Below are 25,676 nucleotides of genomic sequence, written 5' to 3'. Positions count from 1 at the left end.
CGCTTGTCGCCCCACGGGGCACGGGCGTCAATCAGCGCCCGAACAGCCGCTCGATGTCGGCCAGCTTCAGCTCGATCCAGGTGGGGCGGCCGTGGTTGCACTGGCCCGACCGGGGCGTGCGCTCCATCTCGCGCAGCAGGGCGTTCATCTCGTCCCCGGTCAGGCGCCGGCCCGACCGGACCGAGCCGTGGCAGGCCATCGACGACAGCACCGCGTCCAGCCGCCCCTGCAGGCGATCCGACGCGCCCAGGTCCGCCAGGTCGTCGGCGATGTCGCGCAGCAGCGCGGCGGCATCCACGCGCCCCAGCGCGGCCGGCACCTCGCGCACCGCGATGCAGCCGGGGCCGAACGGCTCGAGCGCCAGCCCCAGCCGGTCGAGGTCCCCCGCAACCGCCAGCAGGGTCGCGGCCGCGTCGCCCAGATCGACGATCTCGGGGATCAGCAGTGCCTGAGAGGGGATGCGCGCGGCCGCCGCCTGCGCCTTGAGCCGTTCATAGACCAGCCGCTCGTGCGCGGCGTGCTGGTCCACGATGACGATGCCGTCGCGGGTCTGCGCGACGATCCAGTTCTCGTGCAGTTGCGCGCGGGCCGCCCCAAGCGGGGCGTCGGTCGCCAGCCCCTCCGGCTCGACGCGGGCGGCGGCCTCGGCAAAGCCTGCGGCCGGACCGGACGGCAACGGCGCCTGCGCGGCCAGCGACAGCGCGGCAGCCGTGGGGGACAGACGAGCGGGCATTATGGGGACGTGCGACAGGCGAAGGGGCGGGCGCGGGTCGGGTTCGGCGCGGAACGCCGCCAGCGCCGCCGCAGCCCCGGTGGTGGCGGCGCGATGCCCCGCGCCCGCCAGCGCGTGGCGCAGCGCGGTCACGACCAGGCCGCGCGCCGCGTCGGGTTCACGGAACCGCACCTCGGCCTTGGCGGGGTGGACGTTCACGTCCACCTGCCTGGGGTCGCAGGCCAGATACAGCACCGCCGCCGGATGCCGCCCGGACGGCAGCGTGTCGAAATACCCCGCCCGCAGCGCGCCGGTCAGCAGGCGGTCGCGGACGGGGCGGGTGTTGACGAACAGGTGCTGCGCCACGGCCGCGCCGCGCGAACAGGTCGGCAGCCCCGCCAGCCCGGTCAGCCGCAGCCCGTCGCGGGTGGCGTCGATGGGCACCGCATTGTCCAGGAACTCGCGCCCCATGACCCGCCCGACGCGGGCGGCCAGGGCATTGAACAGATCGCCCTGCTCGGCATCGGCGCGAAACAGCATCCGGCCCTCGTCCTCGTCGGTCAGGGTAAAGGCGGTGGCGGGTTCGGCCATGGCCAGCCGGCGCATCACCTCGGCGATGGCCTGCGTCTCGGCCCGGTCAGAGCGCAGGAACTTCAGCCGCGCGGGCGTGGCGAAGAACAGGTCGCGCAGTTCGACCACCGTGCCGCGGTTGCTGGCCGCCGGGCGGACCGGACCCGCGCGTCCGGCGCTGACGGCGATCTGCGCGGGCTCGTGCCCGGCGGCGCGGCTGGTCAGGGTCAGCCGCGCGACCGCGGCCAGGCTGGGCAGCGCCTCGCCCCGAAAGCCGAAGCTGCGGATGTCCAGCAGGTCGGACCCGTCGATCTTGGACGTCGCGTGCCGGGCCAGCGCCAGCGGCAGGTCGGCGGCCGTCATGCCGCAGCCGTCGTCGGTCACGCGGATCAGCCGCTTGCCGCCGCCGGCGATCGCCACCTCGATCCGCGTGGCGCCGGCGTCCAGCGCGTTCTCGACCAGTTCCTTGACGGCCGAGGCCGGACGCTCGACCACCTCGCCCGCGGCGATGCGGTTGGCGGCGGTCTGGTCCAATTGGCGGATGACCGGTCGGATGTTGGGGTCCTGGCGTATCATGCCACCATATCTAGCACAGACCGGACAAAGATCACCCGATTCGCCCCCTGCTGCGTCGAAAAGGGAACCGGGCCATTGCTGAACGGTTGATCCTGCAATCCACAGGATGCGAGGACCGGACATGAAGACGATGGCAATGATGACGGCGGTTGGCATGGCGCTGGCCGTTGCGGGCTGCGGCCCGAACACGGCGACGCGCGCCACGACCGGCGCGGCCACAGGTGCGGTTGTGGCCGGTCCTGTCGGGGCGGTTGCAGGCGCAGCCCTGGGTGGCACCGGGGCCGTTCAGGTCAAGTGATCCCAACGGGGTCGGGACACCGCCGCGCCTCCTCCCCCCGGGCGCGGCGGTGTCTTGTGTTCAGTCGGCGACCAACCCCTCGGGGCGGCCGACAAGAACAAAGCGCAGATCGCCCGAATCCAGCAGCGTTTGCGCGACCCGCTGCACGTCGGCGGCTGTGACCGCCTCGATCCGCGGGTTGCGCGTGTTGACGTAATCGCGCGGCATTCCCATCAGCTGCATGCCGGTCAGAATTCCCGCGATCTTGCCGTTGCCGTCGAACCGCAGCGGGTATTCGCCGGTCAGATAGGTCTTGGCGTCCGCAAGCTCCTGCTCGGTGACGCCGCCCTTCATGCCGTCCCAGACCGTGCGGACCAGATCCACCGCCTGACCGGTGGTGGCGTTGGCGGTGGCCATGCCGCCCCGCCATGTCTCGCCCAGCACCTCGTTGGCCAGTCCCGTGCCCACGCCATAGGTCAGCCCGCGCTTTTCGCGGATCTCCTCCATCAGCCGGGACGAGAACCCGCCGCCGCCCAGGATGTGGTCCAGCACGAAGGCCGCGAAATAGTCGGGATGGTCCATCGGCAGCCCGGCCTGGGCAAAGCTGACCACGGTCTGCGGGCTGTCCCAGTCGATGACCGTGGTGCCCCCTGTCAGCAGCAGCTCGGCCCGGGGCGGCAGCGGCGCCGTGGCCTGCGCCGGCAGGTCGCCCAGTATGGCGTCGATCAGCGCGCCCAGGTCGGCGGCGGTGATGTCGCCCGCCGCGGATACGATCACGCGGTCGCGGGCCAGCACCCGGTCCTTGGCGGCCAGCAGGTCCGCGCGGGTCAGGGCCGCCACGCTGTCGGCGGTGCCGTCCACCGGCGTCGCATAGGGATGATCGCCCCAGGCCTGCCGCGCCATCTCGCGCGCTGCCAGGGTCTGGGGATCGGTGTCGCCCGACCGGATCGACGCCTGCACCTGGGCGCGGACCCGCTCGATGGCGTCGGGGTCAAGGCGCGGCACGGTCAGCGCATCGCGGATCAGGGCCGCGGCCTCATCGCGATTGGCGGTCAGCAACCGCGCCGAGACCGTCACCGCGTCGTTGTCTGCGCCGAAGGACAGGGTCGCGCCCGTCGCCTCCAGCGCCTCGGCAAAGGCGGCGGCGTCGCGCGCGCCGGCCCCCTCCTCCAGCAGTCCGGTCATCAGGTTGACGGCCCCGCGCCGCTCCGGCGCATCGACGGACGCGCCGCCGCGAAATGCGATGTTCAGCGCGACGAAGGGGATCGAGTGATCCTCGACCAGCCAGGCCGAAATGCCGCCGGGCGAGGTCGTCTCGTGGATGTCGATGGCGCGGGCGGGCAGCACGGCCAGCAGCGTCAGCGCCAGGGCAGAAAACAGGGTGCGGATCACGGACGGGCCTTTCCGGTGGTGACGGGGGCCTCGGCGCCTGCCGCGGCGGGCGGCGCCGGGGGCGGAGCGGCGGGGAGAGCGGCGGGCGGCGGGGCGGTCGCGGCAGGGGACGCGGCCGCATCGGTGGCGCCCTCGGCCACGCCTGCGGCCGGTTGCGCGGCGGGGACCAGCGCCGCGTCCCCAACCGCTGTGGCATCCGCCGCCTGTGGCGCATCGGCGGCCGGTTGCGCGGCGGGGACCAGCGCCGCGTCCGGGAGGGTCGCGCCGCTGCCGGCCGTGGCGGCGCCCGCCTCGGCCGGCAGCAGCCACGAGGTCACGCCGGGCCGGTCGCCCAGCACCAGCGCCGCGGCGGCGCGCACGTCCTCGGCCGTCACCGCCGCCAGCAGGTCGGGCCAGTCGTTCACGTCCTGCACCGACAGCCCGATCGACAGCCCCTGGCCATAGTCATAGGCCCGCCCATGCGCCGAATCGCGTTCATAGATGCGCGCGGCGCGCAGTTGCGTGCGCACCCGCTCCAGCTGCTCGGGGTCGGGGCCCGACTGCATGAAGCCGTCCAGCGCCGCCGCCAGCGCCGCCTCGGCGTCCGCCTGGGCCACGCCCGGGACGGGGACCATGGCCAGCAAAAAGCTGGTCGGATCGACGGCCAGCCCGTCATAGCCCGCGCCCACGTACAGCGCCTTGCCCGGCAGGACCAGGGCGCGGCCCAGGACCGAGGTCTGCGGCGATCCCGCCAGCAGTTCGGCCAGCACGGTCAGCGCCGCGGCCGTCCTCTGGTCGCCGGGGTTGCGTTCGGGGGCGATGACGCTGCGCGACAGCACCGGCTGCGCGACGCGCGGGTCGGACATCTCGATCCGCCGCTCGGTCCGTTGCTGCGGCTCCTGCGGGCGTGGGCCGCGCTCGGCGCCCGGCTTGGGCGGGATCGGGCCATAGTGCTTTTCCGCCAGCGCCCGCACCTGTTCGGCGGTGACATCGCCCGCGACGACCAGCACGGCGGCGTTCGGGGCGTAATGGCTGTCGTACCACGCCATCGCGTCCTCGCGCGTCAGTCCCTCCATCTCCTGCCGCCAGCCGATCACCGGGCGGCCATAGGGGTGGTTGTAGAACTGGACCGCGCTGCGTTCCTCGCCGAACAGCGCCGAGGGATCGCTGTCGGTGCGCTGGGCGCGTTCCTCCAGCACGACCTGGCGTTCGGCCTGCCAGTCGTCCTCGCCGATCCGCAGGTTTTCCATGCGGTCGGCCTCCATCCCCATCACCAGGTCCAGCCGGTCGGACGCGATGCGCTGGAAATAGGCGGTGAAGTCGTAGCTGGTGAAGGCGTTGTCCATGCCGCCGTTCGCCGTGACCGTCCTGGACAGCTCGCCTGCGTCCAGCGTGTCGGTGCCCTTGAACATCAGGTGTTCCAGGTAATGGGCCAGCCCGGTCTTGCCCGGAACCTCGTCGGCGGACCCGATGCGGTACCACACCATCTGGACCACGACGGGCGCGCGGTGATCCTCGATCACCACAGCCTGCATGCCGTTGGCCAGGGTGAAATGGCTGACGCCGGGCGGCATGGCCGCAGGGGCGGGCGCAGCCGCGGCGGGCGGTGCCGCGGCGGCCGGGGGTTCGGGCGCCGGCGCCTGGGCCGGCGCGGCCAGCGCCGTCGTCAGCAGCAGTAGGGCAGCCGTGGGCAGGATGGGGCGACGCATGGAAAACCTCCGCTGTTGGGGGAAAGGTGGTGCGCCCGCCTGGCCGGCGCAACCCGGCCGCCGGTCAACCCGTGGTGAACGCGGCCCCTTCCCCGACGCGCGCAGCGGGTCAGGCCGAAGTCAGGCCGGCGTCAGTCGGCCACCGGCGGCGCGCTGGGGGTCTGGACGCCGGTCGGACGCCAGCGGTCCAGTTCGCTCCAGCTGTCCAGCGTCTGCGGGCGATAGGCGCGGTAATAGACCCCGTTGCGGGTGACCCGTTCCAGCGCACGGCGGCCGTGGCGCGACCGATAGGCCTGATCCTCGGCGGCGGTGACCTGGCGGATGCCGGGGGTCACGCCCGCGCGGCCGGCATGGGCGATCAGCGCGCCGTCGCCCGCGCCCACCCCCTGGGCCGACAGCCGGCCCGGATCGCCGCCCAGCGCGGCCACGGCATCGGCGGCGGGCGCGGGGTCGGTGATGTTGGCCCCGCCCGGCGTGGGGGGCGGCAGTTGCGCCAGGTCCGGCGGCATGGACAGGGCGCGCGTCGGCAGGATCGAGAATTCGTCGGGGCCGTCGCTGCTGCTTCGGGTGTTCATCAGCCGGCCGTCGTCGCTGCACGCGCCCAGCGCCGCGACCACCATGAAACCCAGCGCGAGTGCCCGCATGTCGATGGCTCCGATCCCCGTTCGCGCCTGTCTAGCGCGTCTTGTCCTGTGCGTCACGGGTCTTGTCCGCCCCCGCCGCCGCGGCCTTCTCGACGCGGGCGGGTCCGGGCTGGAACACCAGCCCCAACGCCCCTGCAAAGATCGCGATGTCGGCCACGTTGAAGCTGTAGGGGTTGCGCCAGCCCGGAAACGACATGTTCAGGAAATCGGCCACCGCGCCATAGGCGATGCGGTCGATGACATTGCCCAGCGCGCCCCCGATCAGCAGCCCGGCCGCAACCTGCGCCAGCCGCCCCGGGCGGACGCGGACCAGCCAGACGCCGACCCACACGCAGATCGCCAGCGCAACGGCGACCAGCACCCAGCGCATCACATCCTCGCTGGACGCCAGCAGGCCGAAGTTCACGCCCTGGTTCCACGCCATCCGCAGGTTCAGCCACGGGTCGAGTACGTCGATCGCCTGCACCTCGACCAGGTTCAGCGCCTGCACGACGATCCATTTCGTCAGCTGGTCCAGCGCCACGATCCCCAGCGCCACCCCCCCGGCCCACCACAGCGAAGGCGGCGGCGGGGGAGGAGGCGGCGGCGGCGGTTCGGCCGCCTTGCGCTTGCGCGGGGCACGCGACGCGGCGCCGTCGCGGGTGGCGCTGCCCGCCTTGCGCGGGGCCTTGGGCCGGGGGGCCGGGGGCGGCGGATCGGCCGCGGGGGTGGGGGGCGGGGTGTCGGTCATCGGCTCAGTGGCGGAAATGCCGCTGGCCGGTGAACACCATCGCCAGGCCCAGCCGGTCGGCCGCGGCGATCACCTCGTCGTCGCGCATGGACCCGCCGGGCTGGATGACGGCGCGCGCGCCGGCCTCGGCCAGCGCCTCGATCCCGTCGGCAAAGGGAAAGAACGCGTCGGACGCGACCGCCGCCCCTTCGGTCAGGGGGGCGGGCAGGCCCAGCGCCTGCGCCATGTCCTCGGACTTGCGGCGGCCGATGCGGGTGCTGTCCACCCGGCTCATCTGGCCCGCGCCGATGCCGACGGTGGCCCGGTCGCGCGCATAGACGATGGCGTTCGACTTGACGTGCTTGGCGACGGTCCAGGCGAACATCAGGTCGTCCAGTTCCCGTGCGTCCGGCTGGCGCCGCGTCACGACCCGCAGGTCGGCGGCCGTCACGCGGCCGTTGTCGCGGGTCTGCACCAGGAACCCGCCCGCGACCTGGCGAAAGGTCAGCCCCGGCGCGCCGGGGTCGGGCAGCCCGCCGGTCGTCAGCAGGCGCAGGTTCTTCTTGTCCGCAAAGATCGCGCGCGCCTCGTCACAGGCGTCGGGGGCGATCACGACCTCGGTGAAGATCTCGGTGATGGCGCGGGCCGTCGCGGCGTCCAGCGGCTGGTTCAGCGCGATGATGCCGCCAAAGGCGCTGGTGCGGTCGCAGTCGAAGGCGCGGCGATAGGCCGCCTCCAGCGTGTCGGCGCGGGCGACCCCGCAGGGATTGGCGTGCTTGATGATCGCAACGGCGGGGCCTGCCGCGGGGTCGAACTCGGCCACCAGTTCGAAGGCAGCGTCGGTGTCGTTGATGTTGTTGTAGGACAGCGCCTTGCCCTGTCCCTGGCGCGCGGTGGCAACGCCCGGCCGGCCCGATCCGTCGGTATAGAACGCGGCCTGCTGATGGGGGTTTTCCCCATAGCGCAGCGGCTGCGCCAGCGTGCCGGCAAAGGCGCGGCGGCGGGGCGTGTCCTGCCCGATCGCGCCCGCCATCCACGTGCTGACGGCCGCGTCATAGGCGGCGGTGCGCGCATAGGCGGCCTGCGCCATGCGCTGCCGGAACGCCAGCGTCGTGGCGCCTGCGTTCGCGTCCAGTTCGGCCAGCAGGGCGCCGTAGTCGTCCACGTCCACCAGCGTGGCGACGAAGCCGTGGTTCTTGGCCGCCGCCCGGATCATCGCGGGACCGCCGATGTCGATGTTTTCCACGCAGTCGCCATAGGGCGCACCGCGCGCCACCGTCGCCTCGAACGGATAAAGGTTCACGACCAGCAGGTCGATGTCCTCGATCCCGTGTTCGTCCATGGCGGCGCGATGCTCGGCGTTGTCGCGCAGCGCCAGCAGCCCGCCGTGGACCCTGGGGTGCAGCGTCTTGACGCGGCCGTCCATCATCTCGGGGAAGCCGGTCAGGTCGGCCACATCGCGCACCGGCAGCGCGGCCTGGCGCAGGGCATGGGCGGTGCCGCCGGTGGACAGCAGGTCCACGCCGCGGGCGTGCAGCGCGCGGGCGAAATCGACCAGCCCCGCCTTGTCGGACACAGAGATCAGCGCGCGGCGCAGGGGAATGCGGTCGGTCATGGCGGCCCCGGTTGGGATTGTCTGGCGTCACCTAGCGGCTGAACGGGGCAAGGTCCAGCGCCCACGCCGCGGGTCAGGCCCGCCGCAGCCGGACCATGAAAAAGCCGTCCAGGCCCCCCCGGTCCGCCCAGTGGTCGGGACGGGTGCGGATCGCCCCCTCGGGCGTGATCCAGGCAGGGTCCAGCCCCGGCAGCGTCGGCGGCTCGACCGCCAGCCCCGGATGGCGGGCCAGCGCGGCGGCAAGCTGCGCCTCGCCCTCGGCCCGGTGGATCGAGCAGACGGCATAGACCAGCCGCCCGCCCGGCCCCAGCATCGACAGCGCACTGTCGATCAGCCGCGCCTGCAGCGCGACCAGATCGGGGATCATCGCGCCGTCGCGGATCAGCGGCAGCTCGGGGTGGCGGCGGATCGTGCCGCTGGCCGAACAGGGCGCGTCCAGCAGCACCGCGTCCAGCGGCGCGCCGGGCCGCCAGTCCAGCGCGTCGGCTGCGACCAGCCGGGCGGTCAGGCCGGTGCGGGCCAGGTTCTCGGCCACGCGGTCCAGTCGCGCGGGCGACAGGTCGATGGCGGTGACATCGGCGCCTGCGGCCGCAAGCTGCATCGTCTTGCCGCCCGGCGCCGCGCACAGGTCGGCGATCGCCTCGGCCGGGCGGGGGTCCAGCAGCCGCGCCGGCAGCGCGGCCGCCGCATCCTGTACCCACCACGCCCCCGCGGCATAGCCCGGCAGCGCCGACACCTGCGTGCCCGCGGGCAGGCGGTGGCTGCCGGTGGGCAGGGCCTCGCCGGGCGTGTCGCCCTTCGGGGTCAGGTCCAGGGGCGCGGGCCGTTCCTGCGCGGCCTCGATCGCGGCGGCGACAGCCTCGCCCCAGCGTTCGGCCACGGGGCGGCGCAGCCAGTCGGGCAGGCGCACGGGCGGGGCCGCGTCCCAGGCGGCCCGCGCGTCCGCCGCGCGGCGCAGGACGGCGTTGACCATCCCCGCGGCGGCGGCGGATTTCGGCCCGCCCGCGCGGGCCAGCGCCACGGCGGCGTTGACCACGCCGTGCGGCGCCTCGGCCAGGGCCAGCATCTCGGTCACCGACAGGCGCAGCAGGTCCAGCGTTCCGGGGCGGGTGCGGCCGGTCAGCAGCGGCGCCAGCACGGCGTCGGCGCGGCCCCTGTGGCGCAGCGTGTCGGCGGCCAGCCGCTGGGCGCGGGCACGGTCTGGCGGGGCCAGCCGGTCCAGCGCGCCCGCAGCCTCGGACAGGGTCGCGCCCTCCCGCACCGCGGCCAGCAGGCGCAGCGCGCCCTGGCGGGCGGGATCGACCGCCTTGTCGCGGGTGTCGCCGGCGTGCGCGGCGCTGCGCGCGGGGTTCGGCTTGGCCGCCGCAGGACCGCGCGGCGCCGATGCGCGGCGCGGGCGCGCGCCGGCCCCGGCGGGTGCGGTGTCGTCGCGCTTGTTCATCGGCTCTCCGGCGCTTAGCTGAAAGAGGGTGATACAGAACCGCAGCGGGGTTTGCCATGATCGACGACACGCCAGACGCGCCGGCCGGACCGGACACCACGACCCAGGCCGACGCCAGCCCTGACGACCTGCCGCCCGCCGCCCGCCGCGCCCTGGCTGAGGCCGAGGCCCGGCGGCGCGAGGCCAAGGCCTTGGACCTGCCGCCCGAACTGGGGGGCCGCGACGGGCCCGAGCCGGTCCGCTTCGGCGATTACGAACGCAAGGGGATCGCGGTCGACTTCTGACCGTCAGGCCGCGGCGGGCCGCAGCACCGGCTGCGCCGCGCGGGCCCCGCGCAGATAGCGGGCATAGCCCAGGTCGCCCGATTCGATGTCGGGGGTGCGGCCGGTCATCAGGTCGGCCAGCACCGCCGCCGACCCGGCCGCCATCGTCCAGCCCAGCGTGCCGTGGCCGGTGTTCAGCCACAGGTTGCCAACCGGGGTCGCGCCGACGATGGGCGTGCCGTCCGGCGTCATCGGTCGCAGGCCGGTCCAGAAGGTCGCGGCGTCCAGATCGCCCGCCCCCCCGAACAGCTCGCCCACCGACTTTGCCAGCGTCGCCCGCCTGCGCGGCGACAGCGACAGGTCGAAGCCGGCCAGTTCCGCCAGCCCCCCCACGCGGATGCGGTCGCCCAGACGGGTGATCGCGACCTTGTAGGTCTCGTCCATCACGGTGCTGACCGGGGCGCGGCTTTCGTCCACGATCGGCAGCGTCAGCGAATAGCCCTTGACCGGATGCACCGGCAGCCTGATCCCGAAGGGCCGCACCAGCGCGGGCGAATGGCTGCCCAGCGCCACGACAAAGGCGTCCGCCGTCAGCCGCCCGGCCGAGGTCAGCGCCGCCTCGATCCGGCCGGCCGTGCCCTCCAGCCCGTGGATGGTGGTGTCATAGTGGAACACGACGCCATGCGCCGCCGCCAGCGCCGCAAGACCTTGGGTAAAGATGTGGCAGTCGCCGGTCTCGTCGCCCGGCAGGCGCAGGCCGCCGGCCAGCCGGTGACGCGCCTGCGCCAGCCCGGGTTCGGCCGCGATGCAGCCGTCCACGTCCAGCTCCTCGAACGCCACGCCGTCGGCCTTCAGGACCTTGATGTCCTTCTGCACGGCCTTGACCTGCTTGGCGTCACGGAACACCTGCAGCGTGCCCTGCGTGCGCTCGTCATAGCGGATGCCGGTCTCGGCACGCAGCATCCCCAGCCGGTCGCGCGAATATTCCGCGATCCGCATCATCCGGGACTTGTTCACCGCATAGGCGTCGGACGTGCAGTTGCCCAGCATCCGCGCCATCCAGCCCGCCCGGACCGGATCGGCGGAGGCGTGCAGCACCAGCGGCGCATGGCGCTGGAACATCCAGCGCAGCGCCTTTTGCGGGATGCCCGGCGCAGCCCAGGGCGTCGAATAACCGGGGGAAACCTCGCCCGCGTTGGCAAAGCTGGTCTCCATCGCGGCGGCGGGCTGGCGGTCCACGACCGTGACCTGATGGCCCGCGCGGACCAGCGCCCAGGCACTGGTGACGCCGATAACCCCTGCACCCAGAACGACGATCTTCATCCCGCTAACCCCCCCGGTCGATGCGACGAAAGGAACCATCGTCGAAACACGGGGAAATGTGCTTGCGATTTGCGGCGCGCACGGACGCTGCCGCAGAGTTTTCTTCGGGATCAGCGCCACCTGGCCGAACAATCTTCGACGATCGTCCCAAAGCGCCGCCGAATCACCCGCGGACAGCGGCTGCATCAGCGTCCCAAGGGGGCGGCAAAGGCCCCTGGCACGCCGTCACAGCCCCAGCACGTCCGCCATGTCGTATTCGCCCGGCCCCTTGTCCTGCCCCCACAGCGCGGCGCGCAGCGCCCCGCGGGCAAAGATGGCGCGGTCGGTGGCCAGATGGCGCAGCACGACGCGTTCGCCGTCGGTGGCGAAGATCACGTCATGCTCGCCCACGACGTCGCCGCCGCGGATCGCGGAAAACCCGATGCTGCCCGGGACCCGGGCGCCGGTCATCCCCTCGCGCGCGGGCACGCGCAGGTCGGACAGCGCGCCGCCCCGCCCCTCGGCCGCGGCCTCGCCCAGCATCAGCGCGGTGCCGGACGGGGCGTCCACCTTCATGCGGTGATGGGCCTCGACGATCTCGATATCCCAGTCCGCGCCCAAGGCTGCGGCCACGCGCCGGGTCAGCCCGACCAGCAGGTTGACCCCCAGGCTCATGTTGCCGGCGCGGATGATCGGGGCGTGGCGGGCGGCGGCGGCGATATGCGCCAGGTCGTCGGACGACAGGCCGGTCGTGCCGATGACGTGGACGGCGCGGGCCTGCGCGGTCAGCTCGGCAAAGGCCACCGTCGCCGCAGGGGTGGTGAAGTCGATGACCGCCTGCGCCCGGGCGATGGCCGCGACCGCGTCGTCGGTGACGGTGACGCCCAGCGCCGCGCCGCCCATGGCGGTCCCCGCATCCTGCCCGACCCAGGGGTGGCCCTCGCGCTCGACCGCGCCCACCAGCCGACAGGCGTCCGAGGCGGCAACGAGGCCCGCCAGCATCCGGCCCATCCGGCCCGAGACGCCGGTGATGACGATACCGGGTTGTTCCATGCACGCCCCCCAACGGCCGCCTGATCCTGCGTGCGGCCGGTCTATCCGGTTGCCGCGGCGCGCGCGACCCCCTACATCTGCGGCCATGGCCTATCGTTCCCCCCCTGGTTCCGGTCCGTCGCAGCGCCAGCTGCGGGTGGGCGAGTTGATCCGCCGCAAGCTGGCGGATGTTCTGCTGCGCGGCGACGTGCACGACCCCGACCTGAACCGCCACTCGATCACCGTGGGCGAGGTGCGCACCTCGACCGACCTCAAGGTCGCCACGGTCTATGTGCTGCCGCTGGGCGGCCAGGGCGCCGAGGAGGCGCTGGCCGCGCTGCGCCGCAACACGCGCGAACTGCGCCACCATGTCGCCAAGGACATGACGCTGAAATACGCGCCCGACCTGCGGTTCGTGCTGGACGAGACGTTCGACCGCATGGACGACACAAGGCGGCTGTTCGCCGACGACCGGGTGCGCCGCGACGTCGAGGCCGGGACCGAGGACGGCGACGACGGCGAGGACGGCGAAGACTGGGATGCCGGCGCCGAGGCCGCGCGCGACGCCGGCCGGGACGATGATCGCTGAGCTGAGGCGCCGGCTGGGGCTGGCGCTGGGCGGCCTGGTCGCGATGACCCTGCCCGCCGTGGCCGAGTTGTGCGACACCCGCCAGTTCGAGGGCGCGGGCTATGCGGTCTGCACCGTCGAGGCGGCTGACCAGGGCAAGCTGCGGCTGTGGCTGGACGGACCGGACGGCCGGGTGCTGGGCGATTTCGCCGCCGTGCGCGCCCAGCTTGCCCCCGGCGAGGTGCTGGGATTCGCCATGAACGCGGGGATGTATCACGCCGATTTTGCGCCGGTCGGGCTGTACCGGGCCGAGGGGGTGGAACGCGGCGCGGTGGTGACCGCGGGCGGCGGCGGCAACTTCGGCATGCGGCCGAACGGCGTCTTCTGCGTCGGCGCCAGGGCGCCATTCCAGGTCATCGAAAGCCGCCGCTTTGCCCGCGTCCAGCCGCACTGTCGTCTGGCCACGCAGTCCGGGCCGATGCTGGTCATCGACGGCGCACTGCATCCCCGTTTCCTGCCCGACAGCGACAGCCGCCATGTCCGCAACGGCGTCGGCGTGTCGGGGGACATGGGCACGGCATGGTTCGTGATCTCGGACCGCGCGGTGACGTTTCACGAATTCGCGCGGTTCTTCCGCGACGGGCTGGGCGCGCCCAACGCGCTGTATCTGGACGGCTCGATCAGCCGGCTTTACGCGCCGGCCCTGGGCCGCGCGGACTGGGGCCGGCGGCTGGGCCCGATCATCGGACTGGTCGAGGGGCCCTGATGGCACGCAAGAAGGGCCGCGACATTTCCGGCTGGCTGATCGTGGACAAGCCGGCGGGGATCGGATCGACCGACGTGGTGGGCCGCGTCCGCTGGGCGCTGGATGCGCGCAAGGCGGGCCATGCCGGCACGCTGGACCCCGACGCGACCGGCCTGCTGGCCGTGGCGCTGGGCGAGGCGACCAAGACCGTGCCCTACCTGACCGAGGCGCTGAAGGCCTATGACTTCACGGTGGCCTGGGGCGCGGAAACCGCGACCGACGATGCGGCCGGCGCGGTGCTGCGCCAGTCCGATGCGCGCCCCACCGCCGCGCAGATCGAGGCCGCACTGCCCGCGTTCCGCGGCGACATCCTGCAGGTGCCGCCGGCGGTGTCGGCGGTCCGCGTCGACGGCGCGCGCGCCTATGACCTGGCCCGCGACGGCCAGGCGGTCGATCTGGCCGCCCGCCCGCTGTGGGTCGAGGCGCTGGAGCTGCGGGAGGCCTGGCCCGATGACGCCGACCTGCGGATGGTCTGCGGCAAGGGCGGCTATGTCCGGGCCATCGCCCGCGACCTGGGCCGCGCGCTGGGCTGCCTTGGCCATGTCGCCACGCTGCGCCGGGTCTGGTCGGGACCGTTCGACGTGGCCGACGCGATCCCCTTCGACCGCGTGGACCGCGCCGCCATGGCCGAGCTTGAGGCCGCGTTGCGCCCCATCGAGGCGGCGCTGGACCTGCCCGAGATGCGCGCGACCGACCAGGGCGCGATCCGCATCGGGCATGGCAACCCCGGTCAGGTGCTGGGCATCGCCGACTATGGGTCGGAGGTCTGGGTCAGCCATCAGGGCCGCGCCATCGGCATCGGCCGCTACCTGGGCGGCGAGGTGCATCCCTCGCGCGTGTTCGTCCCGCCGGCCGGCTGACCCGCGCCGCCAGCAGCAGCGGCGCGGCCGGCGATCAGGCGATCAGGCGATCGACACGTCCCGCGTCTCGCGCCCGATCATCAGCGACACCAGGGCGGCCAGCACCAGCAGCCCCGCGAACAGCCCGATCATGGCGCTGAAATCCCGCGTGGCCAGCGCCGCCATCACCGACGGCGCGGCGAGCCCGCCCAGCCGGGCTGCCGCCCCCGCGGTGCCCATGCCCGTGGCGCGCAGCGTCGTCGGATAGACCTCGGGCGTCAGGGCATAAAGCGCCCCCCAGGTCCCCAGCAGCGCAAAGCTCATCAGCAGCAGGGCGGCCGCGACGACCAGCGTGGCCTGCGCGGACACGAACAGCAGGCAGCCCGCCGCCGACAGCATCAGGAAGATCCGCAGCGTGCGCTGGCGGCCCCAGTTTTCCACGCCCCAGGCGGCCAGCGCATAACCGGGCAGCTGCGCCAGCGCCAGCAGCACCAGGAATCCGTAGCCGCGGACAAAGCCCAGCCCGTCGGTCGCCAGCTTGCCCGGCAGCCAGACGAACACGCCGTAATAGGACAGCGAGACGAGAAACCACACCGCCAGCACCGCGACGGTCGTGCGCGCCAGCGCAGGCGCCATGATGCCCCCCTGCGGGACGGGCGCGGTCGCGGGCAGGATCAGGCGCGCCTCCGCAGGCAGCGGCTGGGCGCCGTTCGCGATGCGGACGCGGTTGACAACGGCGCGCGCCTCGGGCTCGCGGTCGCGGCGCAGCAGGTACATGGGCGATTCCGGCACCCACATCCGCAGGAAGATCCCCAGGCAGGCGGGCAGCGCGGCCACCAGGTAGATCAGCTTCCACGGCTGGGCGATGCCGGACGTCGCGGCATACCAGGCCGTCAGCGCCACGACCAGCGTGCCCACGGCCCAGAACCCCTCCAGCCAGACCAGCCAGCGGCCGCGGTTCTTCGGGGGCAGGAACTCGGCCATCATCGCATAGTCCACGGGCAACGTGCCGCCCACCGCCACGCCGGTCAGGAAGCGCAGCGCCAGCAGGGCGGTCAGGCTGGGCGCAAAGACGCACGCGATGCCGAAGACCGCGTCGCAGGCCACCGTCGCCATCAGCACGTTGCGCCGCCCGATGCGGTCGGCCAGACGGCCGAACAGCGCCGCGCCGATGAACATGCCCAGGAAGAACAGGGTCCCGGTCTGCAGCGCGGTCGGCATGTCGACGCCGAACTGGCGCGCGATCGAGGGGGCGGCAAAGCCCACGGCCACGACCTGCATCGCGTCGGCCGCCCAGACCAGGCCGAAGATTCCCAGCAGGCGGCGCTGAAAGCGCCCGGCCCCCGCCTCGGCCAATGCGTCGTCCACGGTGCGATTCATGGCGCGGTTCCCCCGTCGCGTTAATGAAGAAGGGGCCGCGCTGCTGCGCGACCCCTTTCCGATGTCTCTGCCCTTCAGGCGTTGACGCTGTCCTTGAGCGCCTTGGCCACCGTGACCTTGACGACCTTGTCGGCGGGCTTGGTCATCATCTCCTGCGTCTGCGGGTTGCGGACCTGGCGTTCCGGGCGGGCGCGGCAGGCGACCTTGCCGATCCCCGGCAGCGTCAGCGCGCCGCCTTCGGACACGACCCGCGCGACCAGCGACTGGATCGCGTCCAGCGCCGCGGACGCGGTCTTCTTGTCGCTGCCCATCTCGTCGGCAAGCGCGGCGACCAGCTGGGTCTTGGTCATGGGTTTCGCAGGGGCTGTGGCCATCGGACCTGTCTCCTCATGTCACCCGCATCCGTGCGGGCCAAAATCGCGCCACGGAACGGTGGCATGGGCACTGCTACAGCGGGTTTTTACCGGCAGTTCAAGCCTTTTTGATCCCCGCGCGCATCGAAGGCGCCGGTTCGGCCCAAAAAGGCACAGAAGCCCCCGCGCCGCGGCCCGGCCGCGCGTCGCCCCGCGAAAGCCCTTCAAAGAAAGGCGGTTTCGTCGAACGAGCGCAGCTTGCGCGAATGCAGCCGCTCCAGCGGCGTGGCGCGCAGCTTTTCCATGGCCCGGATGCCGATCAGCAGGTGGCTGGCGACCTGGGTGCGATAGAAATCCGTGGCCATGCCCGGCAGCTTCAGCTCTCCGTGCAGGGGCTTGTCGCTGACGCACAGCAGCGTGCCATAGGGGACGCGGAACCGGAACCCGTTGGCGGCGATGGTGGCGCTTTCCATGTCCAGCGCCACGGCGCGGGACTGCGACAGGCGCTGGACCGGGCCGGACTGGTCGCGCAGTTCCCAGTTGCGGTTGTCGATGGTGGCGACGGTGCCGGTGCGCATGATGCGCTTGAGGTCGTAGCCGTCCAGCCGCGTCACCTCGGCCACCGCGTCCTGCAGGGCGACCTGAACCTCGGCCAGGGCCGGGATCGGCACCCAGACGGGCAGGTCGTCGTCCAGCACGTGATCCTCGCGCAGGTACGCATGGGCCAGCACATAGTCGCCCAGCCGCTGGCTGTTGCGCAGCCCCGCGCAGTGGCCGACCATCAGCCAGGCATGCGGGCGCAGCACCGCGATGTGGTCGGTCGCGGTCTTGGCGTTGGACGGACCCACCCCGATGTTGACAAGGCTGATCCCCTGCCCGTCCGGCCGCTTGAGGTGATAGGCCGGCATCTGCGGGGTCTTGGCGACCGGGACCGAGGCATCGTCGGCGCGTTCGATCAGGTGGTTGCCCGGCCCCACGAACCCGCTGTAGCCGGACGCGGGATCGGCCAGTGCGCGCCGGGCGAAGGCCTCGAACTCGTCCACGTAGAACTGATAGTTGGTGAACAGCACGAAGGTCTGGAAATGCTCGGGCAGGGTCGCGGTGTAATGCGCCAGCCGGGCCAGCGAATAATCCACCCGCTGGGCGGTGAAGGGCGCCAGGTGCCGGGTGCCGTCGGGCAGCGGCCCGGCAGTGCCGTTCACGATGTCGTCGTTCATCGTGTCCAGGTCGGGCACGTCGAACACGTCGCGCAGGGAATAGTCCAGCACCCCTTCCTGCGGGACGTTCAGGTCGCTGCGGGTGGCGACCGCGAAGTGGACCGGCATCGGGGTGTCGCTTTCCCCGATGGCGACGGGAACGCCGTGGTTGCGGATCAGCAGCCCGATCTGCTGGACCAGATAGTCGCCGAACAGATCCGGGCGCGTGATCGTCGCCGCATAGCTGCCCGGCAGCGGCACATGGCCGAACGCCAGCCGCGAATCCCCCATGTTGTGGCTGGAGGTGGTCAGCCGGATCTCGGGGTAGAAGGCGCGATACCGGGCGCGCGGCTCGCGTCCCCCCAGCGTCGCCATGAAGCGGTCCAGCAGAAAGCGGGTGGCGCGGTCGTAAAGCTGGACCAGCCGCGCCACGGCGGCGGCGGGATCGTCGAAATAGGCGCGCTCGACCGGGTCGGGCGTCTCGACGGGCAAAAGCCGGCTGGTCCTGTCGATCCGCATCTCGTCCATGCCGCCATGCTGACAGGGGCAGCCGGCGGTGACAAGCGTGCCCGTGGGGCTGCGCGGGGCTGCGGGGGGCGCGCGGGGCTGGCAACGGGTCCCCGACGCCCCTATCTGTCAGTCATGGAACTCTCGATCCTCGATCTTGCCCCCGTCCCCGAGGGGGCCGACGCCCGCACCGCCATCGGCCGGTCCGTCCGGCTGGCCCAGGCCGCCGAGGCCTTGGGCTATGCCCGCTTCTGGCTGGCCGAACACCACAACATGCCCGGCATCGCCAGCGCCGCGACCGCCGTGCTGATCGGCCATGTGGCCGATCACACGCGCACGATCCGGGTGGGCGCGGGCGGCATCATGCTGCCCAACCACGCGCCGCTTGCGGTGGCCGAGGCGTTCGGCACCCTGGCCACCATCCATGGCCCCCGCATCGACCTGGGGCTGGGCCGCGCGCCGGGGGGCGACGGCGCGGTGATGCACGCGCTGCGCCGCGGCCTGTCGCGCAACGACGATTTCCCCAACGACGTGATCGAGCTGCTGACCTATCTCGGCCCGCCCCGCCCCGACCTGGCGGTGGCCGCCCATCCCGGACAGGGGACGGCCGTGCCGGTGTGGATCCTCGGCTCGTCGCTGTATGGCGCAAGCCTGGCGGCGGCGCTGGGCCTGCCCTATGCGTTCGCGTCGCATTTCGCCCCGAACGATCTGGACGAGGCGGTGCGCCTGTATCGCCAGCGGTTCCAGCCCGGCCCCTGGGGCGAGGCGCCGCGGTTCATGCTGGCGGCCAACCTGTTTGCGGCCGACACCGACGCGCAGGCGCGCCGCTTGCAGACCAGCCAGCAGATCAGCTTTGCCCGGCTGCGGTCGGGCCAGCCGGGGCTGCTGCCGCGCCCCGTGGATGACCTCGATGCCCATGTCGCGCCCCACCAGCAGCGGCTGGTGGACGCCGCGTTGCGGATCACCGCGGTCGGCGGGCCTGACACGGTCAAGGCGCAACTGGACGCGCTGATCGCGCAGTATCGGCCCGACGAGCTGATCCTGACCGGCAACATCTGGGACGAACAGGCCCGGCTGCGGTCCTATGCGATCGGGGCCGAGGTGATGGGCCTGTCGTCCCGCAGCGCCGCCGCATGAGGCTGGTGACGCTGGGCCACGGCTATTCGGCGGGGTTCCTGACCCGGCTGCTGGTCGCGCAGGGCTGGACCGTCACCGGCACCACCCGCGACGATCCTGCGCGCGTGCAGGCGGCAGGCGCCGCGCCCCTGCGCTGGCCGGGGGAGGAGGACGCGGTGCGCGCCGAACTGGCCCGCGCCGACGCGATCCTGCTCAGCGCCGGGCCGGGACCGGACGGCGACCCCGCGCTGCGCGATTTCGGCCCGGCCATCGCCGCCAGCCCGGCGCGCTGGCTGGGGTATCTGTCCACCACCGGCGTCTATGGCGACCGGCAGGGGGCGTGGGTGGACGAAACCGCCGCGCTGACCCCCGCCACCCGCCGCGGGCGCGAACGCGTCGCCGCCGAGGCCGCCTGGCAGGCGCTGGCCGCGGCCCACGGCCTGCCGCTGCACATCTTCCGGCTGGCGGGGATCTATGGCCCCGGACGGGGGCCGTTCGAAAAGATCCGCTCGGGCACCGCGCGGCGCATCATCAAGCCCGGGCAGGTGTTTTCCCGCATCCACGCCGAGGACATCGCGCAGGTGCTGACGGCCTCGATCGCGCGGCCGGCGCCGGGCGCGATCTACAACGTCTGCGACGACGATCCCGCCCCCCCGCAGGACGTGCTGGCCCATGCCGCCGCGCTGATCGGCGCGCCCATCCCCCCGGCCGAGGATTTCGCCACCGCCGAGATGACGCCGATGGCGCGCAGCTTCTATGCCGAAAGCAAGCGGGTGGCGAATGACCGCATCAAGCGCGACCTGGGCATCACGCTGCGCTATCCCGATTACCGGGCGGGGCTGGCGGCCCTGCTGAACGGCGGGGGCGACTGAGGGCCACGCCGCACCCGCGGCCGGTGCCCGCTGTCGTCTGCGCGAACCGCCGCTGGCAGGGCCGGGCCGGCGCCGTCCCTGCCCCCCTGATGGGATGGTCGGCTAGCGCCCGACCCGGCAGCAGCCGGTCAGCAGGCGCGAGGACTGTCCGCTGCCCTCCAGGATCACGGTGACGCCCATGGGATAGACCTCGTCCGACATGCCGTCGCTGCACTGTTGGCTGCGGATCACGGCCGTCAGGCGCCCGCCGCTATCGCCCCCGATCATGGCCTGCGTGCGCACGGGGTTCAGCCCGTCGGTCAGCCCGGCGCGCAGTGTCAGGGCGCGCGCCGCCGCCTCGGGCGTGTCATAGGTCAGGGTGCCGTCGAACTTGGTCAGGGACCAGAACGGCTCGGTTCCCAGGCAGGTCAGCTGTGGTGCTGCGACAGGCGCGGCGCGGACCAGATAGCGGCCGTTGACCCAGCCGGTGCGGGTGCCGTCATAGATGCGCGCCCAGCCGTTGGGGGCAGTGTCCACGACCTCCAGCCCGCGGGCATTGGCGGGCAGCGTGCCGACGATGCGCGCTTGCGCGCTGGGCTCGGCCCGGATGTTCAGCACGTCGCGGGCGGACACGCCGGTCACGTCGTACAGGGTGGGGGTGGCCAGCGCCGGGGTCGCCAGCGCGGTCAGAAGGGCAAGCAGCAGGGCACGGATCATGACAGGGCTCCGGTCAGGCGATGGTCGTGCCGAAAACATGCCCGATCCCGGCCGTCACCGCCATGGCAAATCCGCCCCACAGCAGCACCCGGACCACCGCCCGGCCGACCGGCGCGCCACCCGCGCGCGCCCCGATCGCGCCCAGCGCCGCCAGCGCCATCAGCGTGACGACCAGAACCACCGGGACCAGCTGCGCCCGTGGCGCGGCCATCGCCGCCAGCAGCGGCACCGCCGCCGCCGCGCTGAACGTCATCCCCGACGCAAAGGCCGCCTGCATCGGGTTTGCGGCGTGAACCTCGCTCAGCCCCAGCTCGTCGCGGATGTGGGTGGCCAGGGCGTCATGCTCGGTCAGCTCGACCGCGGCCATCAGCGCGGTGTCGGGGGCCAGGCCCCGCGCGATGTAGATCGAGACAAGCTCCTCCAGCTCGATGTCGGGCTGCGCGCTCAGCGCCCGCTTCTCGCGCCGGATGTCGGCCTTTTCGATGTCGGCCTGCGAGCTGACGCTGACATATTCCCCCGCCGCCATCGACAGCGCCCCGGCAGCCAGCCCGGCGACGCCCGCGATGGCCACCGCGCCCGGTGCGGGGGTGGACATGGCCACCCCCACGATCAGCGAGCTGACCGAGACGATGCCGTCGTTGGCGCCCAGCACCGCCGCGCGCAGCCAGCCCGAGCGGCTGATGTAATGCGGGTCGTGCGGATGGGCTTCGGGATGGGTATGGCGGGTCATGCCCGATCCTTTATGCGCGCGGCCGCCCCGGTGCCAGCCCGCCGGGGCCGGTTGCCGGGCGCCTGAACCGCACCACAGGCGAGGAACCGCTGGCAGGCGTGCAGGACCACCCTGTCAGTCGATCGAGAACCAATCCTCGTCGATGCGGCGGACGACACAGGCCGCGCTGGTCCGCAGGCCGCTGGGACTCGTCTCCGCCTTGTCGTCCTCGCCCGGATCGAAGTGCGCCCTCAATCCGGGAAGACATTCGCGTGCTTTGGTCGCCCCCCTGCAAGACGGCGAAGACAGGGCCGCATGACGTTACCGAGGGCAACCCCTCGCCGCTCAGGCCCGCCGTCCCAGCGCGGCCACGCCCAGCACTTCCAGCACCTTGGCCTCGATCTGGGGGGCGTCCATGGCGGCGGCGCGGTACATCGCCTCGGGGCTGGCGTGGTCGATGAAGGTGTCGGGCAGGACCATGCTGCGGAATCGCAGGCCGCGGTCGAACACGCCGCGGTCGGCCAGCAGCTGCGCGACATGGCTGCCGAAGCCGCCCGTCGCGCCCTCCTCGATGGTGATCAGGGCCTCGTGCTCGCGCGCCAGGCGCAGGATCAGGTCTTGGTCCAGCGGCTTGGCAAAGCGGGCGTCCGCCACGGTGGGCACCAGGCCGCGGGAGGCCAGCGATTCGCGCGCGGCCATGACCTCGGCCAGGCGGGTGCCGAAGGACAGGATGGCGACGCGCCCGCCCTCGGCCACGATGCGGCCGCGCCCGATCTCCAGCGGGGTGCCGCGGTCGGGCATCTCGACGCCCGTCCCCTCGCCGCGCGGAAAGCGGAAGGCGCTGGGACGGTCGTCCAGGGCCGCGGCGGTCGCGACCATGTGGACCAGCTCGGCCTCGTCGGCGGCGGCCATGACCACGAACCCCGGCAGGTTGGCCAGAAACGCGATGTCATAGGCGCCGGCGTGGGTCGCGCCGTCCGCGCCGACCAGCCCCGCGCGGTCGATGGCGAACCGCACCGGCAGGCGCTGGATCGCCACGTCATGCACCACCTGGTCGTAGCCGCGTTGCAGGAACGTGGAATACAGCGCGCAGAACGGCCGCATGCCCCCCGCCGCCAGCCCGGCCGCAAAGGTCACCGCGTGCTGTTCGGCAATGCCCACGTCGAAGCAGCGGCGCGGAAAGCGGTCGGCGAACAGGTTCAGCCCGGTGCCGTCCGGCATGGCGGCGGTGATGGCCACGATCCTGTCGTCGGTCTCGGCCAGCCGCAGCAGCGATTTCGCGAACACCGCGGTATAGCTGGGCGCGTTCGATTTCGCCTTGGCCTGCTCGCCCGTGACGACGTCGAACTTGGCGCGCGCGTGGCCGCGGTCGGCGGCGTTTTCCGCGGGACCGTAGCCCTTGCCCTTTTTCGTCACCGCATGGATCAGCACCGGCCCGTCGGCGCGCGCCTTGACCGTGCGCAGCAGCGGCAGCAGCTGGTCCAGGTCGTGCCCATCCACGGGGCCGACATAGGAAAACCCCAGTTCCTCGAACAGCGTGCCGCCGATGGTCATGCCCTTGAGCATTTCCTTGGCCCGGCGCGCGCCTTCCTGCATCGGGTGGGGCAGCAGGCCCACCGCGCCCTTGGCCGCGGCCTTCAGGTCCTGAAAGGGGCCGCGCGTGTAAAGCCGCGTCAGATAGGACGACAGCGCCCCGGTGGGCTGGGCGATGGACATCTCGTTGTCGTTCAGCACGACGATCAGCCGCGTGCCCATGTGGCCGGCGTTGTTGAGCGCCTCGAAGGCCATGCCCGCGCTCATCGCGCCGTCGCCGATCACGGCGATGGCGTCGCCCGGATCGCCGCCCAGGTCGCGCGCCGCGGCAAACCCCAGCGCCGCGCTGATCGAGGTCGAGGAATGGCCCGCCCCGAACGGGTCGAAGGCGGATTCGCTGCGCTTGGTGAACCCCGACAGCCCCCCCTCCATCCGCAGGGTGCGGATGCGGTCGCGGCGGCCGGTCAGGATCTTGTGGGGATAGCACTGGTGGCCCACGTCCCAGATGATCTTGTCGCGCGGCGCGTCAAAGACGGCGTGCAGCGCGACGGTCAGTTCGACGACCCCCAGCCCCGCGCCCAGATGCCCGCCCGTCACGCTGACCGCGCTGATCGTCTCGGCCCGCAGCTCGTCGGCCAGCTGGTGCAGTTCGCGGTCCGACAGCGCCCGCAGGTCGGCGGGCGCGGCGACGCGGTCCAGCAGCGGGGTCGGGGGACGGTCCGGGCGGTCGGTCATGGCGTGCCCTTTCCCGGGCGGCTGGCCTGCGCTGGCTGCGCGGGCGTCAGGTCTGGCGGTGGATAACGAAACGCGCCAACGCCCGCAAGTTTCCGGCCGCGTCGCTTTCTCCGTAGGGGTCCAGCGACGATTCCGCCCGCGTCACCAGCGCGGCCGCCTTGTCGCGCGCCTCCTCGAGGCCCAGCAGCGACACGAAGGTGGCCTTGCCGGCGGCGGCGTCCTTGTGGACGCGCTTGCCGGTCGTGGCCTCGTCGCCGGTCACGTCCAGGATGTCGTCGGCGATTTGGAAGGCCAGCCCCAGCTGGCGCGCATAGTCCGCCAGCGGCGCGGGATCGGCCTGCGCCATGATCGCGCCCGCGGTCGCGGCAAAGCCGATCAGCGCGCCGGTCTTGGCCTGTTGCAGCGTCTTGACGGCGGCCAGGTCCAGCGGCTCGACCGCGGACTGCGCGGCGATGTCGCGCGCCTGTCCCCAGACCATGCCGCGCGCGCCCGCCGCGTCGGCAAGGCGGCGGATCAGCGCCATCCGCTGCTCGCACCCGCCGATCGCCTCGTCGGTCAGCTGGCGAAAGGCCAGGGTCTGCAGGGCGTCGCCCGCCAGGATCGCCGTCGCCTCGGACCACTGGATGTGGCAGGTGGGCATGCCCCGGCGCAGATCGTCGTCGTCCATCGCCGGCAGGTCGTCGTGGACCAGGCTGTAGGCGTGCAGCATCTCGACCGCGACCGCCACCGGCAGCGCGGCCGTGTCGGGCAGGTCGTGCAGCCGCGCCGATTCCAGGACCAGAAAGGCGCGCACCCGCTTGCCGCCGACACAGGCATAGCGCATCGCGTCGGCCAGGTCGCCGTCGGGCAGGTCGGCCAGCGCGTTGTCCAGCCCCTGCTGCACGGCGGCGCGGACCGCGTCCATGCGGGCCTTCATCACAGGCCTTCGGCCGGGGTGGTGCCGACCGGCTCGCCGCTGGCGGCCAGCATGATCTTCTCGACCCGCTCCTCGGCGGCGCGCAGGCGACGCTCGCAGTGGGCGCGCAGCTGCGCGCCGCGTTCGTAGAGCGCGATCGACTGCTCCAGCGTCGCGTCGCCATGCTCCAGCCGGCCCACGGTCGCCTCCAGTTCCTTCATCGCGTCCTCGAAGGACAGCGTCTCGATTTCGGGGTCGCTCATCGGGCGGGTTCCTTGAGTGTCTCGACATGGACGCGGGCGGACCGGCCCAGCGCCGCCAGATCATAGCCGCCTTCCAGCACCGATACCATCGGCGCGCCAACGTCGCGCGCGGCGTCGCGGATCAGCGCCGTCACGGCCCCGAAATCGGCATCGTCCCAGCACAGTTCGGCCAGCGGGTCGTCGCGGTGCGCGTCGAACCCGGCCGAGATCACCACCAGCCCCGGCCGCCAGTCGCGCAGGCGCTGCGCGATCGCGGACCACGCCGCGCGCGCATCACGGCCGCCCGAGCCGGGCCGCAGCGGAATGTTCAGCATCTGGTCGTGCGCGCCGCGTTCCGCCGCTGCCCCGGTGCCGGGATACAGCGGCATCTGGTGGGTCGAGGCGAAGAACGCCCGCCGCTCGGTCCACAGCAGGTCCTGGGTGCCGTTGCCGTGGTGGACGTCGAAATCCACCACCGCCACCCGGTCCAGCCCGTGATGGTCCAGCGCGCGCATCGCGGCGATGGCGGCGGTGCCCAGCAGGCAAAAGCCCATCGGCGTCTCGCGCTCGGCATGGTGGCCGGGCGGGCGCAGGGCGACAAAGGCGCTGTCGTCCTGGCCCGACAGGACCGCATCGACCGCGGCGCAGGCCCCGCCGACGGCGTGCAGCGCCGCCGTCAGGCTGCCGGGCGCCATGTGCGTGTCGGCGTCCAGCGCCACATGGCCCTTCGCGGGCACGGCCGCGCGCAGGCGATCCAGATGCCGGGCGGGGTGGCAGCGCAGCACCTCGGCATCCGCCGCCAGGGGCGCGTCCCGGCGATCGAGCGGCAGGTCGGACAGAGCCTCCAGCACGGCGGCGCGGCGCGACACCTGTTCCGGGTGGCCGGGCGGATTGACGTGGGAATCCGAGGCGGGGTGGGAATACAGGATGGTCATGAGGGCCGACGTTAGGCGCAGGCCCCCTGCCCCGCAAGCGGCCCTGTTCTGCGGCCCGTCTTGCCGGGGGGGCC

The 25,676-nt window shown here is 72.9% G+C and carries 24 protein-coding genes and 1 pseudogene; 7 read left to right on the top strand and 18 right to left on the bottom strand.

What is annotated here, in order from left to right:
• Positions 1-31 precede the first annotated feature (31 nt).
• Positions 32-1,858: a DNA mismatch repair endonuclease MutL gene (gene mutL, locus DPQ23_RS03370; RefSeq protein ID WP_112873216.1), complete on the bottom strand. Its 1,827-nt coding sequence runs from the start codon at positions 1,856-1,858 to the stop codon at positions 32-34.
• Positions 1,859-1,979: 121 nt separating this feature from the next.
• Between mutL and DPQ23_RS15625 the strand changes: the two genes are divergently transcribed.
• Entirely contained in the window at positions 1,980-2,156 is a 177-nt protein-coding gene (locus DPQ23_RS15625; protein WP_170310739.1) for a hypothetical protein, read from the top strand.
• 60 nt (positions 2,157-2,216) lie between these two features.
• Here DPQ23_RS15625 and DPQ23_RS03365 read toward each other — a convergent pair whose 3' ends face one another.
• From DPQ23_RS03365 to DPQ23_RS03340, 6 genes and pseudogenes are all read right to left on the bottom strand, one after another.
• On the bottom strand, positions 2,217-3,527 hold the full coding sequence (locus DPQ23_RS03365; protein ID WP_112873215.1) for a M16 family metallopeptidase: 1,311 nt from the start codon (positions 3,525-3,527) through the stop codon (positions 2,217-2,219).
• Positions 3,528-3,793: 266 nt separating this feature from the next.
• Positions 3,794-5,080 (bottom strand): annotated as a pseudogene (locus DPQ23_RS03360) (M16 family metallopeptidase); the annotation flags it as partial.
• Between the two features lie 266 nt (positions 5,081-5,346).
• Entirely contained in the window at positions 5,347-5,859 is a 513-nt protein-coding gene (locus DPQ23_RS03355) for a DUF3035 domain-containing protein (RefSeq protein ID WP_112873213.1), read from the bottom strand.
• 31 nt (positions 5,860-5,890) lie between these two features.
• Entirely contained in the window at positions 5,891-6,415 is a 525-nt protein-coding gene (gene lspA / locus DPQ23_RS03350; RefSeq protein ID WP_112873341.1) for a signal peptidase II, read from the bottom strand.
• Positions 6,416-6,593: 178 nt separating this feature from the next.
• Entirely contained in the window at positions 6,594-8,183 is a 1,590-nt protein-coding gene (purH, locus tag DPQ23_RS03345; RefSeq protein ID WP_112873212.1) for a bifunctional phosphoribosylaminoimidazolecarboxamide formyltransferase/IMP cyclohydrolase, read from the bottom strand.
• A 73-nt stretch (positions 8,184-8,256) separates the two neighbouring features.
• Positions 8,257-9,624: an RsmB/NOP family class I SAM-dependent RNA methyltransferase gene (locus DPQ23_RS03340; RefSeq protein WP_112873211.1), complete on the bottom strand. Its 1,368-nt coding sequence runs from the start codon at positions 9,622-9,624 to the stop codon at positions 8,257-8,259.
• A 128-nt stretch (positions 9,625-9,752) separates the two neighbouring features.
• Here DPQ23_RS03340 and DPQ23_RS03335 point away from each other — a divergent pair, with 128 nt between their 5' ends.
• Positions 9,753-9,908 (top strand): DUF1674 domain-containing protein, encoded by a 156-nt coding sequence (locus DPQ23_RS03335; RefSeq protein ID WP_240602391.1) that lies wholly within the window; start codon positions 9,753-9,755, stop codon positions 9,906-9,908.
• Between the two features lie 3 nt (positions 9,909-9,911).
• On the opposite strand, the gene DPQ23_RS03330 is transcribed toward DPQ23_RS03335, so the two are convergent.
• Both DPQ23_RS03330 and dapB read right to left on the bottom strand, forming a co-directional pair.
• Positions 9,912-11,210: a D-amino acid dehydrogenase gene (locus DPQ23_RS03330; protein WP_420818562.1), complete on the bottom strand. Its 1,299-nt coding sequence runs from the start codon at positions 11,208-11,210 to the stop codon at positions 9,912-9,914.
• A gap of 225 nt (positions 11,211-11,435) precedes the next feature.
• On the bottom strand, positions 11,436-12,242 hold the full coding sequence (dapB, locus tag DPQ23_RS03325; RefSeq protein ID WP_112873208.1) for a 4-hydroxy-tetrahydrodipicolinate reductase: 807 nt from the start codon (positions 12,240-12,242) through the stop codon (positions 11,436-11,438).
• 85 nt (positions 12,243-12,327) lie between these two features.
• Here dapB and rbfA point away from each other — a divergent pair, with 85 nt between their 5' ends.
• The 3 genes from rbfA to truB are packed head-to-tail and all read left to right on the top strand — an operon-like array spanning position 12,328 to position 14,454.
• On the top strand, positions 12,328-12,810 hold the full coding sequence (gene rbfA / locus DPQ23_RS03320) for a 30S ribosome-binding factor RbfA (RefSeq protein WP_112873207.1): 483 nt from the start codon (positions 12,328-12,330) through the stop codon (positions 12,808-12,810).
• Positions 12,800-13,555 (top strand): phosphodiester glycosidase family protein, encoded by a 756-nt coding sequence (locus DPQ23_RS03315; RefSeq protein WP_112873340.1) that lies wholly within the window; start codon positions 12,800-12,802, stop codon positions 13,553-13,555. The genes rbfA and DPQ23_RS03315 overlap by 11 nt, the downstream gene beginning before the upstream one ends.
• Positions 13,555-14,454: a tRNA pseudouridine(55) synthase TruB gene (gene truB / locus DPQ23_RS03310; protein WP_112873206.1), complete on the top strand. Its 900-nt coding sequence runs from the start codon at positions 13,555-13,557 to the stop codon at positions 14,452-14,454. The genes DPQ23_RS03315 and truB overlap by 1 nt, the downstream gene beginning before the upstream one ends.
• A 42-nt stretch (positions 14,455-14,496) precedes the next feature.
• Here the strand turns inward: truB and DPQ23_RS03305 are convergent, their stop codons facing one another.
• From DPQ23_RS03305 to DPQ23_RS03295, 3 genes are all read right to left on the bottom strand, one after another.
• Complete coding sequence (locus DPQ23_RS03305; RefSeq protein WP_112873205.1) at positions 14,497-15,813, bottom strand: MFS transporter; 1,317 nt, start codon at positions 15,811-15,813, stop codon at positions 14,497-14,499.
• Positions 15,814-15,887: 74 nt separating this feature from the next.
• On the bottom strand, positions 15,888-16,187 hold the full coding sequence (locus DPQ23_RS03300; protein WP_112873204.1) for an HU family DNA-binding protein: 300 nt from the start codon (positions 16,185-16,187) through the stop codon (positions 15,888-15,890).
• Positions 16,188-16,390: 203 nt separating this feature from the next.
• Complete coding sequence (locus DPQ23_RS03295; RefSeq protein WP_112873339.1) at positions 16,391-17,881, bottom strand: AMP nucleosidase; 1,491 nt, start codon at positions 17,879-17,881, stop codon at positions 16,391-16,393.
• Positions 17,882-18,004: 123 nt separating this feature from the next.
• Between DPQ23_RS03295 and DPQ23_RS03290 the strand changes: the two genes are divergently transcribed.
• Together DPQ23_RS03290 and DPQ23_RS03285 are read left to right on the top strand one after the other, a co-directional pair.
• The gene (locus DPQ23_RS03290; protein ID WP_112873203.1) at positions 18,005-19,006 is read left to right on the top strand and encodes an LLM class flavin-dependent oxidoreductase; all 1,002 of its coding nucleotides are present in this window, start codon (positions 18,005-18,007) and stop codon (positions 19,004-19,006) included.
• Entirely contained in the window at positions 19,003-19,857 is an 855-nt protein-coding gene (locus DPQ23_RS03285; RefSeq protein ID WP_112873202.1) for an SDR family oxidoreductase, read from the top strand. Before DPQ23_RS03290 ends, DPQ23_RS03285 begins: the two co-directional genes overlap by 4 nt.
• Positions 19,858-19,959: 102 nt before the next feature.
• Here the strand turns inward: DPQ23_RS03285 and DPQ23_RS03280 are convergent, their stop codons facing one another.
• From DPQ23_RS03280 to DPQ23_RS03255, 6 genes are all read right to left on the bottom strand, one after another.
• On the bottom strand, positions 19,960-20,553 hold the full coding sequence (locus DPQ23_RS03280) for an SH3 domain-containing protein (protein WP_162630614.1): 594 nt from the start codon (positions 20,551-20,553) through the stop codon (positions 19,960-19,962).
• Between the two features lie 13 nt (positions 20,554-20,566).
• Positions 20,567-21,283: a VIT1/CCC1 transporter family protein gene (locus DPQ23_RS03275; protein WP_112873200.1), complete on the bottom strand. Its 717-nt coding sequence runs from the start codon at positions 21,281-21,283 to the stop codon at positions 20,567-20,569.
• Between the two features lie 324 nt (positions 21,284-21,607).
• Entirely contained in the window at positions 21,608-23,530 is a 1,923-nt protein-coding gene (gene dxs, locus DPQ23_RS03270; RefSeq protein ID WP_112873199.1) for a 1-deoxy-D-xylulose-5-phosphate synthase, read from the bottom strand.
• Positions 23,531-23,576: 46 nt separating this feature from the next.
• On the bottom strand, positions 23,577-24,446 hold the full coding sequence (locus tag DPQ23_RS03265) for a polyprenyl synthetase family protein (protein WP_112873198.1): 870 nt from the start codon (positions 24,444-24,446) through the stop codon (positions 23,577-23,579).
• Complete coding sequence (locus tag DPQ23_RS03260; RefSeq protein WP_112873197.1) at positions 24,446-24,688, bottom strand: exodeoxyribonuclease VII small subunit; 243 nt, start codon at positions 24,686-24,688, stop codon at positions 24,446-24,448. The genes DPQ23_RS03265 and DPQ23_RS03260 overlap by 1 nt, the downstream gene beginning before the upstream one ends.
• Positions 24,685-25,602: a histone deacetylase family protein gene (locus DPQ23_RS03255; protein ID WP_112873196.1), complete on the bottom strand. Its 918-nt coding sequence runs from the start codon at positions 25,600-25,602 to the stop codon at positions 24,685-24,687. The genes DPQ23_RS03260 and DPQ23_RS03255 overlap by 4 nt, the downstream gene beginning before the upstream one ends.
• Positions 25,603-25,676 lie beyond the last annotated feature (74 nt).

Origin of the sequence: Paracoccus endophyticus (assembly GCF_003286075.1) — a bacterium.
GTDB lineage: Bacteria > Pseudomonadota > Alphaproteobacteria > Rhodobacterales > Rhodobacteraceae > Paracoccus > Paracoccus endophyticus.
This window is presented reverse-complemented; position numbering and strand designations above follow the sequence as displayed.

Bases quoted from the DNA above. Each gene is read 5' to 3' on its own strand.
- mutL (WP_112873216.1), bottom strand. From the start codon at position 1,858: ATGATACGCCAGGACCCCAACATCCGACCGGTCATCCGCCAATTGGAC.
- DPQ23_RS15625 (WP_170310739.1), top strand. From the start codon at position 1,980: ATGAAGACGATGGCAATGATGACGGCGGTTGGCATGGCGCTGGCCGTT.
- DPQ23_RS03355 (WP_112873213.1), bottom strand. From the start codon at position 5,859: ATGCGGGCACTCGCGCTGGGTTTCATGGTGGTCGCGGCGCTGGGCGCG.
- purH (WP_112873212.1), bottom strand. From the start codon at position 8,183: ATGACCGACCGCATTCCCCTGCGCCGCGCGCTGATCTCTGTGTCCGAC.
- DPQ23_RS03340 (WP_112873211.1), bottom strand. From the start codon at position 9,624: ATGAACAAGCGCGACGACACCGCACCCGCCGGGGCCGGCGCGCGCCCG.
- DPQ23_RS03330 (WP_420818562.1), bottom strand. From the start codon at position 11,210: ATGAAGATCGTCGTTCTGGGTGCAGGGGTTATCGGCGTCACCAGTGCC.
- dapB (WP_112873208.1), bottom strand. From the start codon at position 12,242: ATGGAACAACCCGGTATCGTCATCACCGGCGTCTCGGGCCGGATGGGC.
- rbfA (WP_112873207.1), top strand. From the start codon at position 12,328: ATGGCCTATCGTTCCCCCCCTGGTTCCGGTCCGTCGCAGCGCCAGCTG.
- DPQ23_RS03315 (WP_112873340.1), top strand. From the start codon at position 12,800: ATGATCGCTGAGCTGAGGCGCCGGCTGGGGCTGGCGCTGGGCGGCCTG.
- truB (WP_112873206.1), top strand. From the start codon at position 13,555: ATGGCACGCAAGAAGGGCCGCGACATTTCCGGCTGGCTGATCGTGGAC.
- DPQ23_RS03305 (WP_112873205.1), bottom strand. From the start codon at position 15,813: ATGAATCGCACCGTGGACGACGCATTGGCCGAGGCGGGGGCCGGGCGC.
- DPQ23_RS03300 (WP_112873204.1), bottom strand. From the start codon at position 16,187: ATGGCCACAGCCCCTGCGAAACCCATGACCAAGACCCAGCTGGTCGCC.
- DPQ23_RS03295 (WP_112873339.1), bottom strand. From the start codon at position 17,881: ATGCGGATCGACAGGACCAGCCGGCTTTTGCCCGTCGAGACGCCCGAC.
- DPQ23_RS03290 (WP_112873203.1), top strand. From the start codon at position 18,005: ATGGAACTCTCGATCCTCGATCTTGCCCCCGTCCCCGAGGGGGCCGAC.
- DPQ23_RS03285 (WP_112873202.1), top strand. From the start codon at position 19,003: ATGAGGCTGGTGACGCTGGGCCACGGCTATTCGGCGGGGTTCCTGACC.
- DPQ23_RS03280 (WP_162630614.1), bottom strand. From the start codon at position 20,553: ATGATCCGTGCCCTGCTGCTTGCCCTTCTGACCGCGCTGGCGACCCCG.
- DPQ23_RS03275 (WP_112873200.1), bottom strand. From the start codon at position 21,283: ATGACCCGCCATACCCATCCCGAAGCCCATCCGCACGACCCGCATTAC.
- dxs (WP_112873199.1), bottom strand. From the start codon at position 23,530: ATGACCGACCGCCCGGACCGTCCCCCGACCCCGCTGCTGGACCGCGTC.
- DPQ23_RS03265 (WP_112873198.1), bottom strand. From the start codon at position 24,446: ATGAAGGCCCGCATGGACGCGGTCCGCGCCGCCGTGCAGCAGGGGCTG.
- DPQ23_RS03260 (WP_112873197.1), bottom strand. From the start codon at position 24,688: ATGAGCGACCCCGAAATCGAGACGCTGTCCTTCGAGGACGCGATGAAG.
- DPQ23_RS03255 (WP_112873196.1), bottom strand. From the start codon at position 25,602: ATGACCATCCTGTATTCCCACCCCGCCTCGGATTCCCACGTCAATCCG.